The sequence below is a fragment of the Nocardioides sp. genome (assembly GCF_025965415.1).
Lineage (GTDB): Bacteria > Actinomycetota > Actinomycetes > Propionibacteriales > Nocardioidaceae > Nocardioides.
The window spans coordinates 38,356-51,639 of sequence record NZ_JAOPWY010000192.1 but is presented as its reverse complement, the minus strand read 5'-3'; the positions used below and the strand labels follow the sequence as shown (position 1 = coordinate 51,639).

17 protein-coding genes are annotated in these 13,284 nt (G+C 71.2%); 8 read left to right on the top strand and 9 right to left on the bottom strand.

The annotated features are described in order from the left end of the window. Positions 1-10: 10 nt before the first annotated feature. Positions 11-514 carry a PaaI family thioesterase gene (locus JWN97_RS20620; protein WP_297627568.1) on the top strand — a complete coding sequence of 168 codons (504 nt, stop codon included), beginning with the start codon at positions 11-13 and terminating at the stop codon, positions 512-514. Positions 515-523: 9 nt separating this feature from the next. Here the strand turns inward: JWN97_RS20620 and JWN97_RS20615 are convergent, their stop codons facing one another. Continuing rightward, positions 524-1,000, bottom strand: a complete 477-nt coding sequence (locus tag JWN97_RS20615) for an Lrp/AsnC family transcriptional regulator (protein ID WP_297627565.1) — start codon at positions 998-1,000, stop codon at positions 524-526. 81 nt (positions 1,001-1,081) lie between these two features. Here JWN97_RS20615 and hppD point away from each other — a divergent pair, with 81 nt between their 5' ends. Together hppD and JWN97_RS20605 are read left to right on the top strand one after the other, a co-directional pair. After that, positions 1,082-2,314 carry a 4-hydroxyphenylpyruvate dioxygenase gene (gene hppD, locus JWN97_RS20610; RefSeq protein ID WP_297627562.1) on the top strand — a complete coding sequence of 411 codons (1,233 nt, stop codon included), beginning with the start codon at positions 1,082-1,084 and terminating at the stop codon, positions 2,312-2,314. 87 nt (positions 2,315-2,401) lie between these two features. After that, positions 2,402-3,199 (top strand): hypothetical protein, encoded by a 798-nt coding sequence (locus tag JWN97_RS20605; protein WP_297627560.1) that lies wholly within the window; start codon positions 2,402-2,404, stop codon positions 3,197-3,199. Here the strand turns inward: JWN97_RS20605 and JWN97_RS20600 are convergent. Genes JWN97_RS20600 through JWN97_RS20590 form a run of 3 tightly spaced genes read right to left on the bottom strand, consistent with a single transcriptional unit; the run spans position 3,196 to position 5,507 of the window. Next, positions 3,196-4,434, bottom strand: coding sequence for an MFS transporter (locus JWN97_RS20600; protein WP_297627557.1), 1,239 nt, complete (start codon positions 4,432-4,434; stop codon positions 3,196-3,198). The two genes, JWN97_RS20605 and JWN97_RS20600, sit on opposite strands and share 4 nt — an antisense overlap. Then, on the bottom strand, positions 4,431-4,865 hold the full coding sequence (locus JWN97_RS20595; protein ID WP_297627554.1) for a MarR family transcriptional regulator: 435 nt from the start codon (positions 4,863-4,865) through the stop codon (positions 4,431-4,433). Before JWN97_RS20595 ends, JWN97_RS20600 begins: the two co-directional genes overlap by 4 nt. A 42-nt stretch (positions 4,866-4,907) precedes the next feature. Further along, positions 4,908-5,507 carry a LysE/ArgO family amino acid transporter gene (locus tag JWN97_RS20590; protein WP_297627550.1) on the bottom strand — a complete coding sequence of 200 codons (600 nt, stop codon included), beginning with the start codon at positions 5,505-5,507 and terminating at the stop codon, positions 4,908-4,910. A gap of 72 nt (positions 5,508-5,579) precedes the next feature. Here JWN97_RS20590 and JWN97_RS20585 point away from each other — a divergent pair, with 72 nt between their 5' ends. Further along, positions 5,580-6,491: a LysR family transcriptional regulator ArgP gene (locus JWN97_RS20585; protein ID WP_297627545.1), complete on the top strand. Its 912-nt coding sequence runs from the start codon at positions 5,580-5,582 to the stop codon at positions 6,489-6,491. 100 nt (positions 6,492-6,591) lie between these two features. After that, positions 6,592-7,398, top strand: a complete 807-nt coding sequence (locus JWN97_RS20580) for a hypothetical protein (RefSeq protein WP_297627543.1) — start codon at positions 6,592-6,594, stop codon at positions 7,396-7,398. Positions 7,399-7,429: 31 nt separating this feature from the next. On the opposite strand, the gene JWN97_RS20575 is transcribed toward JWN97_RS20580, so the two are convergent. From JWN97_RS20575 to JWN97_RS20565, 3 genes are read right to left on the bottom strand one after another with little or no spacing between them, the layout of a single operon-like run. After that, positions 7,430-8,194, bottom strand: a complete 765-nt coding sequence (locus JWN97_RS20575) for an amino acid ABC transporter ATP-binding protein (RefSeq protein WP_297627540.1) — start codon at positions 8,192-8,194, stop codon at positions 7,430-7,432. Beyond that, complete coding sequence (locus tag JWN97_RS20570; protein WP_297627537.1) at positions 8,194-8,985, bottom strand: amino acid ABC transporter permease; 792 nt, start codon at positions 8,983-8,985, stop codon at positions 8,194-8,196. Before JWN97_RS20570 ends, JWN97_RS20575 begins: the two co-directional genes overlap by 1 nt. Positions 8,986-9,023: 38 nt before the next feature. Next, positions 9,024-9,812 carry a transporter substrate-binding domain-containing protein gene (locus JWN97_RS20565; RefSeq protein ID WP_297627533.1) on the bottom strand — a complete coding sequence of 263 codons (789 nt, stop codon included), beginning with the start codon at positions 9,810-9,812 and terminating at the stop codon, positions 9,024-9,026. A gap of 39 nt (positions 9,813-9,851) precedes the next feature. Between JWN97_RS20565 and JWN97_RS20560 the strand changes: the two genes are divergently transcribed. After that, on the top strand, positions 9,852-10,388 hold the full coding sequence (locus tag JWN97_RS20560; protein WP_297627530.1) for a DUF1697 domain-containing protein: 537 nt from the start codon (positions 9,852-9,854) through the stop codon (positions 10,386-10,388). 18 nt (positions 10,389-10,406) lie between these two features. On the opposite strand, the gene JWN97_RS20555 is transcribed toward JWN97_RS20560, so the two are convergent. Both JWN97_RS20555 and JWN97_RS20550 read right to left on the bottom strand, forming a co-directional pair. Next, positions 10,407-10,982 carry an isochorismatase family protein gene (locus JWN97_RS20555; protein ID WP_297627527.1) on the bottom strand — a complete coding sequence of 192 codons (576 nt, stop codon included), beginning with the start codon at positions 10,980-10,982 and terminating at the stop codon, positions 10,407-10,409. Positions 10,983-11,073: 91 nt separating this feature from the next. Beyond that, positions 11,074-12,363: a nicotinate phosphoribosyltransferase gene (locus JWN97_RS20550; RefSeq protein ID WP_297627523.1), complete on the bottom strand. Its 1,290-nt coding sequence runs from the start codon at positions 12,361-12,363 to the stop codon at positions 11,074-11,076. A gap of 26 nt (positions 12,364-12,389) precedes the next feature. On the opposite strand from JWN97_RS20550, the gene clpS reads away from it, so the two are divergent. Both clpS and JWN97_RS20540 read left to right on the top strand, forming a co-directional pair. Continuing rightward, positions 12,390-12,686 carry an ATP-dependent Clp protease adapter ClpS gene (clpS, locus tag JWN97_RS20545; RefSeq protein WP_297627520.1) on the top strand — a complete coding sequence of 99 codons (297 nt, stop codon included), beginning with the start codon at positions 12,390-12,392 and terminating at the stop codon, positions 12,684-12,686. 1 nt (position 12,687) lies between these two features. Continuing rightward, positions 12,688-13,278: a DUF2017 domain-containing protein gene (locus JWN97_RS20540; protein WP_297627517.1), complete on the top strand. Its 591-nt coding sequence runs from the start codon at positions 12,688-12,690 to the stop codon at positions 13,276-13,278. Positions 13,279-13,284: the final 6 nt, after the last annotated feature.

Sequence of the window (13,284 nt, the reverse complement as noted above, 5' to 3'; positions counted from 1 at the left end):
TGCTGGGCCCATGCCGTACGAGACCGAGTCCCGCACCTTCACCTGGACCACGCCCGGCCAGGCGGACCTGTCGCGGCTGCTGTCGATGACCGGCCTCGAGCAGCTGCAGGCGATGCGCGCCGGCGAGATGCCGCACCCGCCGATCATGGACACGCTCGGCTTCACCGACCTGCGGCCCGAGGCCGGCCGGGTCGTGGTCGAGATGCCGGCGGCGGAGTTCCACTACAACCCGCTCGGGGGCGTCCACGGCGGCGTGATCTCGACGCTGCTCGACACCGCGGCCGCCTGCGCGGTCCACACGACGCTGGCGGTGGGGGAGTTCTACACCTCGGTCGACCTGACGGTGAAGTTCCTCCGCCCGGTCACCGTCGACTCCGGCCTGCTCACCTGCGAGGGCACCGTGATCCAGCGCGGACGGCGTACGGCGCTCGCGCAGGCGCAGCTCACCGACGGCCTCGGCAAGCTGGTCGCCCACGCGACCTCGACCTGCATGATCTTCCCCGTCGAGGGCTGAGCCCGTCGGTCAGGACGTGACCGACGCCCGCGCCAGCGGCACCACGCGGTAGTCGATCTGGGTCGCGAGGGCGATCACTGTCGTCGAGCGGTCGATGCCGGGGTCGGTGAGGACCAGGTCGATGACCCTCTGCAGGTCGGCGTTGGAGCGCGCGACGACGCGGGCCCACATGTCGCCGGCGCCGGTGATCGTGTAGGCCTCGAGCACCTCGGGGATGGCCGCGAGATGCGCGGCGACCGCGTCGTGCCCCCCTGCAGTGGCAGAGCCCTGGCGGATCTCGAGGGTCAGGAACGCCGTCACCGGGTAGCCGATCGCCTCGGGGGAGAGGTCGGGTCCCCAGCCGGTGATCACGCCGGCGGCGACCAGCTTGTCGAGCCGTGCCTGGACGGTGCCCCGCGCGATGCCGAGGCGCCGGCTCGCCTCCAGGACCCCCAGGCGAGGCTCGTTGACGAAGAGCTCGATCACCTTGCCGTCGATCTCGTCCACGTGCGCCCTTTCGGCTGTGCAAACTGCCCAACGTTTCGTCGTACTGTTGCACACCTTGCCTGTGGTGGGCAGGGTGGGCCCATGACGACTGACATCGCCTCGACCGGTGGCGCCCTGACCGTGGACGAGATGAAGGCCGACCTGTCCCTGGAGCAGCTGCGACAGCTCGTCGGCCTCGTGGAGTACGACGCCGACGCCGACCCGTTCCCGGTCACCGGGTGGGACGCGATCTGCTTCGTCGTGGGCAACGCGACCCAGGCCGCCCACTACTACGCGTCGGCGTGGGGCATGGACCTCATCGCCTACTCCGGCCCCGAGAACGGCAACCGCGACCACAAGTCCTACGTCCTCAAGTCCGGCTCCATCAAGTTCGTGCTGAGCGGCGCCGTGTCGCCCGACAGCGACCTGATCGCCCACCACGCCCGCCACGGCGACGGTGTCGTCGACATCGCGCTCGAGGTCCCCGACGTCGACCAGTGCATCGCCCAGGCCCGCAAGGCCGGCGCCACCGTGCTGCACGAGCCGGCGAACGTCAGCGACGAGCACGGCACGGTCCGCATCGCTTCGATCGCGACGTACGGCGAGACCCGCCACACGCTCGTGCAGCGCACCGTCGATGGCGTGACCTACGCCGGCCCCTACCTCCCGGGCTACGTCGCGGTCGAGCCCCGCTGGGAGAAGCGGGACGGCCAGCCCAAGCGGCTGTTCCAGGCCCTCGACCACATCGTCGGCAACGTCGAGCTCGGCAAGATGGACGAGTGGGTCACCTTCTACAACAAGGTGATGGGCTTCGTGAACATGGCCGAGTTCATCGGCGACGACATCGCCACCGACTACTCCGCGCTGATGTCGAAGGTCGTGGCCAACGGCAACCACCGCGTGAAGTTCCCGCTCAACGAGCCGGCCGTCGCGAAGAAGAAGTCGCAGATCGACGAATACCTCGAGTTCTACGACGGTCCCGGCGCCCAGCACCTCGCCGTGGCCACCGGCGACATCCTCGCCAGCGTCGACGCGCTGCGTGCCAACGGTGTCGAGTTCCTCGACACACCCGACTCCTACTACGAGGACGAGGAGCTGCGCGCGCGCATCGGCGAGGTGCGGGTGCCGATCGAGGAGCTGCAGAAGCGCGGCATCCTCGTCGACCGCGACGAGGACGGCTACCTCCTGCAGATCTTCACCAAGCCGCTCGGCGACCGGCCGACCGTGTTCTTCGAGCTCATCGAGCGGCACGGCTCGCTCGGCTTCGGCAAGGGCAACTTCAAGGCCCTCTTCGAGGCGATCGAGCGCGAGCAGGACGCCCGCGGCAACCTCTGAGTCCGTCGCCGCGGTGCGCGAGGCAGGTGCTGCGCCGACGAAACCTGCCTCACGCACCGCTCGGCCGGGTTCTGGGAGACTGCCCGCATGATGATCCGCCCGGCCGAACTGGCCGCGATCAAGGCCGGCACCGTCGACCTGGCGTTCCGGCGCTGGGCCAGGCCGCGGGTGGTGGTGGGCACGCAGATGCGCACCGGGGTCGGTCTGCTCGAGGTCACCTCGGTGGAGCAGGTCAGCGTGTCCGCCCTGCGGGCCGAGGACGCCCGCCGGGCGGGGTCCGCCTCGCTCGCCGCGCTCAAGCAGGCGCTGGCGGCCCGGTCCGAGGACCCGGCCTGGCGCATCGGCCTGCGCTACGCCGGTCCCGACCCGCGCGAGGCCCTGCGCGCGACCGTGCCGGACGCCGGCGAGATCGCGGCGATCACCGCGCGGCTCGACCGCCTCGACGCGTCGTCGTCGTACGGCGCCTGGACCCGGCAGACGCTCGACCTGATCGACCTCAACCCCACCGTCCGCGCCCCGGACCTGGCGGCTCAGGTGGGGCGCGAGACGGCCGACTTCAAGAAGGACGTGCGCAAGCTCAAGGAGCTCGGGCTGACCGAGTCGCTCGCCATCGGCTACCTGCTCTCCCCCCGCGGCGAGGCGGTGGTGGACGCCGGTCTGCCCGAGCCCCGGGTGCGCGCTCCGCGTGAGCAGGGCTCGCCACTCCCGCGCTCCATCGGGGCTCCGGCGACCCGGGCGCTGCGCGAGGCCGGCGTGACGACCCTCGAGCAGGTCGCGGCCCGCTCCGCGGCCGGGCTCGCGGCCATGCACGGCGTCGGCCCGATCGCGATCGCGCGGTTGCGCGAGGCGCTGGAGGAGCAGGGGAGCGGCTTCGCCGGCGACTAGCCCAGGTCGCCGACCAGCTCGCTCTCGGCCTCGGTGACGCTGTGCGACTCCGGCGCGGCGTCGAGGGCCGCGGCGATGGTGCGCGATCCCACGGCGACGATGGCCACCCCGACCGCGACGGCGGCCGCGCCGAACCAGAACGGCGCGTGCAGATCGACCTTCTCGGCCAGCTTGAGCGCGACGTACGGGCCGACGGCGCCACCGGTGAAGCGCACGAACGAGTACGCCGCCGACGCGACCGGGCGCTCGACGGGAGCGGCGCCCATGACCGCCTCGGTGACCAGGGTGTTGGTCACGCCCAGGAAGGCTCCGGCGGCGATGATCCCGGCGGTGACGACGGGCTCGTGCACCGCGCCGATGGCCATCACGGCCAGGTCGAGCGAGAAGAGCGCGAGCACGGCGGTCAGGGTGGGCAGGGTGCCGAAGCGCCGCTGCAGCACCGGGGCCAGCCACACCGACGTCGCCGCGAGCAGCACGCCCCAGCCGAAGAACGTCCAGCCGATGCCCATGATCGAGTACGACGGCAGGGCGAAGGGTCCGGCAGCCATCAGGGTGAAGAAGCCCAGGTTGTAGAAGATCGCCACGAGTGCGAGCAGCAGCAGCGCCCGGTGGCGCAGGGCGCGGAACGGGTCGAGCAGTGACGTACGACGCCCGGTGGGCGGGGTCGACGGCAGGAAGAGGGCGGTCGCGACGAGCGCCACCGTCATCAGCACGGAGACCCCGAAGAACGGGCCGCGCCACGAGACCTGGCCGAGCAGGCCGCCGATGAGCGGGCCGGACGCGATGCCGAGGCCGAGGGCGGCCTCGAACAGGATGATCGCCTGGCCGACCGGCCCGGCCGAGGCGCTGACGATGGTCGCGAGTGCCGTGGCCACGAAGAGGGCGTTGCCCAGGCCCCAGCCGGCGCGGAAGCCGATGACGGCTCCGACGCTGTCGGAGAGACCGGCCAGGGCGGCCGAGACGATGATCAGCGCGAGGCCGGCGAGGAGGGTGCGCTTGGGGCCGATCCGGCTCGAGATCACTCCGGTCACGAGCATGGACACGCCCATGACGGCCATGTAGCTGGTGAAGAGCAGCGAGACCTGGCTGGGGCTCGCGTCGAGCTGGGCGGCGATCTCCTTGAGGATCGGGTCGACGAGGCCGATGCCCATGAAGGCGATGACGCAGGCGAAGGCCACGGCCCAGACGGCGCGGGGCTGGCGCAGGATCGAGCTGGTGTCGGCAGGCGTGCTCACGGGGTCGTGTCCTCCTGGGGGTGCAGGTCGAGGACGTCCCGGAGCACCGCGACGGCGGTCGCGACCTCCTCGGCGGTGTGGTGGGTGGTGGCCAACCGGGCCATGACGAGCGCGGTGTTGGCCCGGCGGATGCGGGCCAGCTCGGCGCGCCCCGACGCGGTGAGTGCGACGACGTGGGCCCGGCCGTCGTGCGGGTGCGGCTGCCGGTCGACCAGGCCCTGGTCGCGCAGCGTCCGCAGCGTCGCGGTCATCGTCGGCTGGCTGCACCGGTCGGCGATCGCGAGCGCGGTGACCCCGGAGGGGCCGTGCTCGTCGAGGAGCGACAGCACACGGGCGCCGGCCGGGTGGTCGACCTCGCGGCGCACGGCCCGCGTCAGGCGCGCGGCCAGCACCACGAGGTCGCTGGCGAGGGCGGGCAGGGAGGCGGTCACCCCTCCAGATTACATAGGAGTCCTATGTATATCCAACCGGGGTCAGTGGGCGATCAGGCCCACGCCGAGCGTGCCCATCACGACCGCGATCGCGGAGTCGAGCACCCGCCAGGCGTTGGGCCGGGCGAAGAGGCCGCGCAGCAGCCGAGCGCCGAAGCCGAGGCCGAAGAACCACAGCACGCTCGCCATGAGGGTGCCGGACACGAACCACCAGCGGTCGGTGCCGAAGCTGTTGGCCACCGTGCCGAGCATGAGGACGGCGTCGAGGTAGAAGTGCGGGTTGAGCCAGGTCAGGGCGAGCGTCAGCAGGATCGCCTTGGCGGGGGTCATCGCCGCGCCCTCGCCCGCGTCGAGCCGGCCCGGGCGCCAGGCGCGCATCGCGGCGTGCACGCCGAAGGCGATGAGGTAGAGCCCGCCCAGCACCTGGGCGATCGGGAGGACCGACGGCCAGCGCTCGAGCACGACGCCCAGTCCGGCGACGCCCGCGGTGATCGCCACGACGTCGGAGACGAGGCACGTCAGCACGATGGGCAGGACGTGCTCGCCGCGGATCCCCTGGCGGAGGAGGAAGGCGTTCTGCGCGCCGACGGCCACGATGAGAGCGAGTCCGGTGAGAAGACCGGTGAGTGCAACCTGGAACATGCCATCCACGTTAGGACGGCCATCGTCGTCAATCCAGCGAAGTATTCTGACGAATCATTAGGATGTCTAATTATGAAAGACATCACTCAGCTGGACCCTGTGGCGCTGCGCACACTGGCCGTGGCAGTACGCCTCGGGACCTTCGAGGCGGCCGCCCGCGAGCTGCACGTGACCCCCTCCGCGGTGAGCCAGCGGATCAAGGCGCTGGAGACGCGCATCGGCCGCGTGCTGCTGCACCGGGTTAAGCCGCTCGAGCCCACCGAGGCCGGTCTCGTCCTCGTGCGCCTGGCCACGCAGACCGAGCTGCTGGAGCGGGAGGCGGTCGCCGAGCTGGTCGAGGAGGCCGACGCCGACGGGACGTCGTACACCTCACTGCCGATCGCGGTGAACGCCGACGCGCTCTACGGCTGGTTCGTCGACGCGCTCGCCGAGGTGCAGAGCCGGCACCGGGTGGTCTTCGAGGTGGTCCGCGAGGACCACACGCGCACGGCGGAGCGGTTGCGCCGCGGCGAGGTGATGGCCGCCATCACCGGGGAGCCGAGGCCGGTGCCGGGCTGCCGGGTCGTGCGGCTGGGCCGCCTGCGGTACGCCGCTGTGGCGACGCGCGAGTTCCACGCGGACCACTTCGCCGACGGCGTGGGGTCGGCGACCTTGGCCGAGGCGCCGATCGTCGCCTTCGACCGCAACGACTCGCTGCAGCACGACTTCGTCCGGAGGGTCACCCGCCGTCACCTCGCGCCGCCGGTGACCTACCTCCCCTCGGTGCGCGAGTTCGACCGTGCGATCCGCGTGGGCATGGGGTGGGGGCTGCTGCCCGAGTCCGACGTCGCGGCGGAGCTCGCGCGCGGCGAGCTGGTCGAGCTCGTCCCCGGACGACGGCCCGAGGTCGCGCTCTACTGGCAGCACTGGCGGCTGGGGTCGTCGCTGGTCGGTGAGCTCACCGACGCCGTGGTGTACGCCGCCCGGCGCTGGATGGCGACCTGACGAGATCTCCGGTTCTCCTGACAGGTCCCGGCACCAGACCTAGGCTGCCGACGAGATCGAGCATCGTGCTCGTCACGCCAGGATCGGAACGGGGACCCCAGTGACACGTCGCCTCAACGCCTCGTGGACCGCGGCTCTCGCTGCCGGCCTGCTCCTCACCCTCAGCGGCTGCGGCGGCTCCGGCTCCGCCGCCCCCGGCAAGGGACAGGGCGTCGTGATGGAGGGCGAGCAGCTCGAGGACCTCGTCACCCAGGTCAACGCGATGGGCATGGTCGAGTGGCACGGTCAGCTGCTGACCAAGAACCCCGACACCGGCGGCAAGCGGATCTTCGACCTCGACGGCCGCTTCAGTCCCTCGACGGGCTACAGCCAGCTCTCCATGGACTCCGCGATCGACGGCAAGGTCGAGCAGGTCGACTACCTCGTCGTCAACGACCGCACCTACTTCAACAGCGACGACTGGGGCCCGAACGCGGGAAGCTGCTGGGCCGAGATCACCGATGACGTGTCGCGCAGCTGGGCCCTCCCGACCGACCTCGACCCGACCTGGCCGGTCACCGCGGCGCGGGCCATCCGGCTGGCCGGGGACGGTGTCGCCGTCGGCATGCCCGCCAAGGACGTCATCACCGGCATGCCGCGCGGCCTCTTCCCCGACGTCCCGGCAGGCCTGGACGCCGTCGAGGCCAAGGGTGTGGTCACGCCCCACGGACACCTCATCGAGGTCAGCGTCGACGTGCTGAACATGTGGAACGACGTCCCCGAGGAGGAGCTGGCCGCGATCGACACCCGTCGTGCCGGCTGGTGGGCCATGACGATGAAGGAGTCCCAGGACGGCTCCGCCATCGCGCCCCCGAAGTACCTCTTCGACCCGGCGGTGACGCCGCCCAGCCAGTGCAAGCGGGCCTGAGCCCCGAGTCCGACCGCGCCGTGCGGTCCTTCTAGAGCACCTTCGAGAGGAACGACTGCGTCCGCTCGTGCTGGGGGTCCGCCAGCACCTCGCGCGGGTCGCCCTCCTCGACGATCACTCCGCCGTCCATGAAGACCAGGTTGTCGCCGACCTCGCGGGCGAAGCCCATCTCGTGGGTCACGACCATCATCGTCATGCCCTCGGCCGCGAGGTCCTTCATCACGGCCAGCACGTCGCCGACCAGCTCGGGGTCGAGCGCCGACGTCGGCTCGTCGAAGAGCATCATGTCGGGGCTCATCGACAGGGCACGGGCGATCGCGACGCGCTGCGACTGCCCACCGGACAGGTGGGCCGGGTAGGCCGACTCCTTCTCGGACAGGCCCACCTTGGCGAGCGTGGACCGGGCGATCTCGACCGCCTCGTCCTTCTTGCGCCCCTTCACCTTCTCCTGCGCGATGGTGAGGTTGCGCAGCACGGTCATGTGCGGGAACAGGTTGAACTGCTGGAAGACCATCCCGATCCGCGCGCGCAGCTGGTCGACGTCGGCGTCTCGGTCGGTGATCTCCTCGCCCGCGACGAAGATCTTGCCGCTGGTCGGGGTCTCGAGCATGTTGACGCAGCGCAGCAGCGTCGACTTGCCGGAGCCGGAGGGACCGATCACGCACACCACCTGGCCGGTGCCGACGTGGAAGTCGATGCCCTTGAGCACCTCGTTGGCGCCGAAGTACTTGTGGAGCTCCTGCACGTCGATCGCGGCGGTGGTGCGGTCCGTCGGTGCGGTGCGGTCGGTGGTCATCAGCGGGCCCTCTCCGAGCGGCTCTCCATGCGGCGTACGACGATCGACAGCGGCACCGTGATCAACAGGTAGCAGAGGCCGATCACGATGATCGGGGTCAGGTTCGAGGCGGAGTTCATGCCCTCGCGGCCGAACTTGGTGAGCTCGTAGTCGGTGAGCGAGAGGCCGAGGATGTAGACGAGCGACGAGTCCTTGGTGAGCAGGATCAGCTCGTTGGTCAGCGGCGGCAGGATGATCCGGAACGCCTGCGGGATCACGACGCTGATCATCGCCCGGCCGTGGGACATCCCGAGCGAGCGGGCGGCCTCCATCTGGCCCTTGGGCACCGCCTGGATGCCGGCCCGGATGGTCTCGGCCATGTAGGCGCCGCCGACCAGGCCGAGGGCCAGGGTGACGACGCCGAGGTTGCCGAACGGGATCTCGTACGCCGGGAAGGCCAGGTTGAACCCGACGCTGAGCGCGATGAAGACCACGAGGGCAGGCAGGCCGCGGAAGAGCTCGATGATGCCCGTCGCGATCCAGCGGTAGGGGCCGACGCTGGAGAGCCGCATCAGCGCCAGGACCAGGCCGAGCACCAGGCCGAAGGCGAAGCCGCACGCGGTGTAGATCAGCGTGTTCTTGAGCGCGATCGTCAGGACGCGGGGGAACTGCTCCTTGACCAGCTCCCAGTTCCAGAACGCCCGGCGGATCTCACCCCAGTCGGCGAGGAAGGCGATGGCGAGCAGGACGACCACGAGGACGGCGTACTGGGCGTAGCGCCACCGGGCGGCGCGCTGGCGGGGACTCGCCATGGACTCACATCACCTTCGTCGGTGGGTCGGGGAAGGCGTCACTCGGTGGGAGCGGTGCCGAACCACTCCTCGTAGACCGCGTCGTAGTCGTCGCTCGCGATGGCGTCGTTGATCGCGGCCAGCAGGTCGTCGTTGCCGCCCTTCTTCACCGAGAAGCCGTACTCCTCACCGGTCTCGAACTCCGCGACCACCTCGACGTCGGGGTTCTGGCTGACGAAGTAGTTGAGCAGGCCGTTGTCGTTGACACCGGCGTCGGTCTTGCCGGTGCGGACCGCCTGCTGCATGAGCGAGGAGTCCTCGAACGAGACGATCTCGGCGTCGGCGGGTGCGTTCTCGCGGACGTAGTCGGCGCCGGTGGTGCCGTCCTGGACCGCGATCTTCTTCCCGGCCAGGTCCTCCAGCGAGGTGATGCCGGACCCGGTCTTGGTCATGAGGGCCTGGGTGGCCTTGAAGTAGGGGTCGGTGAAGTCCATGACGGCGGCGCGCTCGTCGTTGATCGTCATCGCGCCGGCGCCGACGTCGCACTGGCCGGTGTTGAGGGCCTCGCCCGTGGTGATCGTCTCCCACGCGACGTCGAGCACCTCGGTGTCGAGCCCCTCGGCGTTGGCGGCGAGCTCGAGAACGCCGGGGTCGAAGCCCACGACCTCGCCACCCTCGGTGAACTCGAAGGGCTCGTAGGGGAGGTGCGTGCAGATGGTCAGCGTGCCCTCCTTGACCAGCTCGATGCCCGACTCGGTGGTCGTGGAGGTGTCCTCCTTCGCGCACCCGGAGGCGGAGACGGCGAGGGCGGCGGCACTGAGAGCACTGAGGAGGATCCGAGTCTTCATGCACCCCACCGTAGACCCCACCGCTGGAACAATGCCGCCATGCCGACCTACGTCGCCTTCCTGCGGGCCATCAACCTCGGAGCCACACGCACGTTCCCGAAGGACGCGATCAGGTCCGCGACGGAGGCCGCGGGCGGGTCGGAGGTGGAGACCTACATCAACACCGGCAACGTCCGGCTGACCCATGCGGCCCGGTCGGTGGCCGCGGTGCAGCGGGCGCTGGAGGAGGCGTACGCCGACGCCGCCGGCTTCGAGGTCCCGACGGTCGTCTTCACCGCCCCAGACCTCGCGGCGCTGACCGCGCGGGCCGAGGAGCTGCACGCCGAGCACGACCCGTCCGGCCAGCACTACGTCACGCTCTTCGCCACCGCGCCCACCGCGGCGACGGTGAAGGCGGCGCACGCCCTCGAGCACGAGGGCGAGACCGTCGTCGTCGACGGGCGCGCGGCCTACGTCCTGCTCGACGGCAACATCCACACCTCGAAGCTGCTGGGCTCCAAGGAGTTCAAGGCGCTGGGGCAGGGGACGGCCCGCACGGTGAAGGTGCTGCGCACCGTCACCGAGAAGTGGTGCTGAGCCGCGCTCGACGCGGGCTCACGCGATCTCGACCCCGGCGCTCGTCATCTGGGTGATCGCCGCCGCCGTGCTGTCCGCGGCGACCCCGGCGCACAGCGCGGTGAGCACGCGGGTGTCGAAGCCCTCCCGGGCACTGTCAAGGGCGGTCGCGCGCACGCAGTGGTCGGTCGCGATCCCGCACACGTCGACCTCGGACACGTCGTGGTCACGCAGCCAGGCGGCCAGCGGCTCGCCCGACGCCGTACGCCCCTCGAAGCCGGAGTAGGCCGCCTCGTGCTCGCCCTTGTAGAACACCTCGGCGAAGGGCTGCGGGTCGAGGTTGGGGTGGAAGCCGGCGCCCTCGGTGCCGACCTTGCAGTGCGCCGGCCAGGACTCGGCGTAGTCCGGCTTGAGGGACCAGTGGGCGCCCGGGTCGACGTGGTGGTCCTTGGTGGCGACCACGACGTCGTACGCCGGCCGGTCGGCGTCGTGCGAGGACCAGCGGTGCAGCAGCGCGCCGATCTGCGCGGCCACGCGGGCACCTCCCGGCACCGGCAGCGACCCGCCCTCGCAGAAGTCGTTCTGGACGTCGACCACGATCAGTGCTCGTGCCATGCTCCGAGGCTAGCGGTGCGCGGGGTCGTGTGGTTCGGCTGCCAACTGGCCACCCGGCCCGACCGCTGGGCCCGACCAGCCAGCCCCGCGGTCAGGGGCCGAGGTGGACCGTCGGGATCACGGCCTCGCCGGCGGACATCATCGTGACGGCGCGGGGCAGCTCGGCGAGCGAGGCGCGGTGGCGGGCGCGGGCCTCCTCGAGCGTGGTCCGACCGACCACCTCGCCGGCGCGGACCAGCGGGACGAGCAGCGCACGGTCGTCGCCGTCGTCCTCGGGCGGATCGCCGATGCCGATCACCTCGGCCTGGGCCGTCCCGCCGGGGGAGCGGCGGCGCAGGGCGTACTTGCGACCGCCGATGGACGCCTTGTCCGCGGACCGCTTGGCCACGGACACCAGGTCGCCGTCGGCGCCCTCCCGGGCGACCAGCTTGTAGACGAAGCCGCACGTCGGGTGCCCCGAGCCGGTCACCAGCTGGGTGCCCACGCCGTAGGCGTCCACGGGCGCGGCGGCCAGCGCGGCGATGGCGTGCTCGTCCAGGTCGCTGGTCACCACGATCCGCGTCCCGGTGGCGCCCAGCTCGTCGAGCTGGGCGCGCACGTCGCGGGCGATCTCGCCGAGATCGCCCGAGTCGAGGCGTACGGCGCCCAGGCTGGTGCCGGCGACCTCGACGGCGAGCCGGACGGCCTCGGTGACGTCGTAGGTGTCGACCAGCAGCGTGGTGCCGACCCCGAGCGTCTGCACCTGGGCGCGGAAGGCGTCGGTCTCGTCGTCGTGCAGCAGGGTGAAGGAGTGCGCCGCGGTGCCCGCGGACGGGACGCCCCACCTCGCCCGTGCGGCCAGGTTGGAGGTCGCGTCGAAGCCGGCGACGTACGCCGCGCGCGCAGCGGCCACGGCGGCCTCCTCGTGGGTGCGGCGCGAGCCCATCTCGATGCAGGGGCGCTCGCCCGCGGCCAGGGTCATTCGCGACGCGGCCGAGGCGATCGCCGAGTCGTGGTTGTAGATGGAGAGCAGGACGGTCTCGAGCAGGACCGCCTCGGCGAACGTCCCCTCGACGACGAGCAGCGGGGAGTAGGGGAAGTAGGCCTCGCCCTCGGCGTAGCCCCAGACGTCACCGGAGAAGCGGTAGGAGGCCAGCCAGTCGAGCATGTCCGGCTCGACGACGCCGTCCAGCGCGGCCAGCGCCGCCGCGTCGAACCGGAACGCCTCGATCGCGTCGAGCGCCCGCCCGACACCGGCGACGACGCCGTAGCGGCGACCCTGGGGCAGGCGGCGCGGGAACAGCTCGAAGACCGCCCGCCGGTCGGCGGTGCCGGCCTGTCGGGCGGCCTGGACCATGGTGAGCTCGTAGTGGTCCGTGAGGAGCGCGGCTGAGGCTGTCACGACCGACACTGTGCCACGATGGGACCGTGTCAGCCGCCAGTCCCGTAGAGGTCGAGCCGACCCTCAGCCCTGACGAGATCACCTTCCTGGCCAAGCCGTGGGTGACGCTGGTCTGGGACGACCCGGTGAACCTCATGTCCTACGTCTCCTACGTCTTCCAGAAGTACTTCGGCTACGACAAGGCGAAGTCCGAGAAGCTGATGCTCGAGGTGCACACCGAGGGCCGGTCGGTCGTCTCGACGGGCACGCGCGAGGAGATGGAGCGCGACGTCCAGGCGATGCACGAGTACGGCCTCTGGGCGACCATGGAGAAGGCCACCTGACGTGAGCGGGTTCGAGCACCACCGGAAGACCGACCGGATCATCGCCACCTTCACGGGCTTCGAGGCCGACCTGTTGCGGTCGCTGGCCTCGCAGATCGTCGAGCTGCTGCGCAACGAGCGCGCCGAGCCGGCGGCCCCGACCGCCGATCCCTTCGAGGCGCTGATGACGGAGTTCTCGGGCGCCTCGACCATCCCCGACGACCCGGTGCTGGCCCGCCTCTTCCCGACGGCCTACCTCGACGACGAGGAGTCGGCCGCCGACTTCCGCCGCTTCACCGAGGGCGGCCTTCGAGACGGCAAGGCCGCGGCCGCCGGCCAGATCATCGACGCCCTCGAGGACGCCGGGCTGCCGCCGGAGCTCGACGAGGAGGGCCTCGTCATCGACGTCGAGCTGACGCGCTCCGAGGCCGAGTCGTGGATGCGCGCGTTCACCGACATCCGGCTGGCCCTGGCCACCCGCCTCGGCGTCGAGGCCGGCGACGAGGACTACTGGCACTCGCTGCCCGACGAGGACCCGCGCGCCCAGGCCCACGACATCTACGAGTGGGTCGGCTACCTCCAGGAGACCGTCGTCGAGGCGCTCAGCGCATGAGCGCCG